Source organism: Janthinobacterium sp. BHSEK (assembly GCF_056174685.1).
Genome location: NZ_JBWBYV010000231.1, coordinates 1 through 508, shown reverse-complemented (window position 1 = coordinate 508; position 508 = coordinate 1). Strand labels below are relative to the sequence as shown.

2 rRNA genes are annotated in these 508 nt (G+C 49.0%); both read right to left on the bottom strand.

The annotated features are described in order from the left end of the window. Positions 1-115: 115 nt before the first annotated feature. Positions 116-228: ribosomal RNA gene (gene rrf, locus AC0V2Y_RS28650) — 5S ribosomal RNA — on the bottom strand. 144 nt (positions 229-372) lie between these two features. After that, positions 373-508 (bottom strand): 23S ribosomal RNA (locus tag AC0V2Y_RS28645); the annotation flags it as partial.

The following is a 508-nucleotide window of genomic DNA, read 5'->3' as shown; positions in this document are numbered from 1 at the left end:
GGCGTAGGTCGGCTTAGCGCAGCGTAAGCCGACAGCACCAGCGGCGCATCCAACCGCCAGACGAAAAAAAACCCGCCAATTGCTTGACGGGTTTTTCTCTTACTGCGAATAACAAGCCTGACGATAACCTACTTTCACACTGGTTGCAGCACTATCATCGGCGCAAAGTTGTTTCACGGTCCTGTTCGGGATGGGAAGGGGTGGGACCAACTTGCTATGGTCATCAGGCATAACTTGTACTGGCATTTGTCCTCAGTGGAGCGACAAAGCCATGAATCTGGAAGAAGCGGATTATTTAGAATTTTGGGTAATGATTGCGATCAACAACTTCGCAACATGTACTTTCTTATCCTCTGTACCTGCTAAGGTTATAGGGACAAGCCGTACGGGCAATTAGTACTGGTTAGCTTAATGCATTACTGCACTTCCACACCCAGCCTATCAACGTCCTGGTCTCGAACGACCCTTCAAAGAGCTCAAGGCTCTGGGAAATCTCATCTCAAGGCAA